Origin of the sequence: Aquimarina sp. RZ0 (assembly GCF_008370685.1) — a bacterium.
Taxonomy (GTDB): Bacteria; Bacteroidota; Bacteroidia; order Flavobacteriales; family Flavobacteriaceae; genus Aquimarina.
This window is the reverse complement of record NZ_VTZU01000221.1, coordinates 1-1,273: the sequence shown is the minus strand read 5'-3', so window position 1 is coordinate 1,273 and position 1,273 is coordinate 1. Positions and strand designations below refer to the sequence as shown.

Annotated in this window: 2 protein-coding genes; both read right to left on the bottom strand. The window is 32.1% G+C overall.

The features are described 5' to 3' along the window. Nucleotides 1-40 precede the first annotated feature (40 nt). The gene (locus F0000_RS27370) at nt 41-898 is read right to left on the bottom strand and encodes an IS3 family transposase (RefSeq protein WP_149627861.1); all 858 of its coding nucleotides are present in this window, start codon (nt 896-898) and stop codon (nt 41-43) included. Continuing rightward, on the bottom strand, nt 898-1,273 hold a 376-nt coding region (locus F0000_RS27365), incomplete at its 5' end, for a transposase (RefSeq protein ID WP_255452940.1). The genes F0000_RS27365 and F0000_RS27370, both read right to left, overlap by 1 nt.

Here is a 1,273-nt window from a genome sequence, read left to right as displayed (position 1 = left end):
TGTCACGTCCTAAAATACGGCTACAGATTAATATTAAAATTTAAGCGGCACTTTGGTGCACGTAATTAGGTGTTTTATAGTCTAAAGATAAATGTAATCTTTTATTGTTATATAATTTGATTGCGTTTTTTGTTGCTCTTTTAGCTTGAGTCACGCTAGTAAAGGTTTGATCAAGATAAAATTCGTCTTTCAATATTCCATTAACACGTTCCGCTAATGCATTTTCATAACAATGATTCTCTTCAGTCATACTAATTTGGATCTTTTTTCTTTTGAGAATTTGCGTGTATATATTACTGCAATATTGTATTCCTCTATCAGAATGGTGTGTTAATTCTTTAATATTTTTGGCATTGTATATTGCTTTATTGAGTGCTCTAACACAACCTTTAAGTTCTAGACTATCACTAAGATCATATCCTACAATTTTACGAGAATACATGTCAGTAATTAAAGCTAAATAACAAAATCCATTTATGGTTCTAATGTAGGTAATGTCAGATGCCCAAACTTGGTTAGGTCTATCGATTTTCAAGTCTTTTATAGTGTTATTATACTTGTAAAATCGGTGATATGAATTGGTCGTTCTAGAAGAATATTTTTTTCTTCTAACAAGTAATCCATTTTCTCTCAATATACTGAATAGCCTATCTCTGCCTATTTTTAGGTGTTGTTTTTGGAAGTCATTATATAATGATTTCATCAATTTTCTAGTGCCTTCTCTGGGTAGTGTTTTTCTGCTTTTTCGAACAAGTTCTATAACAGTTTGTTCCTCTTCTTTTTTAGCAGAATACCTTTTGTTGTATTTGTAGTAGGCATCTCTTTTTAGAGAGAAAGCATCACAAACAGCAGCAATAGAGAACTGTCTTTGGTTTCTATTTTTTGGTGCTAATTTCATTAGGGCTCGATGTTTAAGTTTTTTTTTAATTCTTGTACATCTTTATATCCTAGGTTTTCAGCAGCAACTTCGAGATAGGCGTCTGTAACAAGCTTGTCTAGATCCTTTTTAACAAGAAGGTCTTTGAGTTGTTTTAGTTCTTTCTGAAGGGCTTTAATACGGCTTAATTCATCGTCTGTTTGCACGGTTACACGGGTATTCATTAAATCTTTACGATCATATTTTTTTATCCATACATTGATCGTACTGGATTGTATTCCGTAAGTTAAGGCAATTTGTCTTTTGGAGTGGTTTCCTTTGGTAAGTTCTGCTAGAACTTTGAGTTTAAAGCTTTCGCTATAGCGTCTCACATATCCATCATTTTTATACATATAC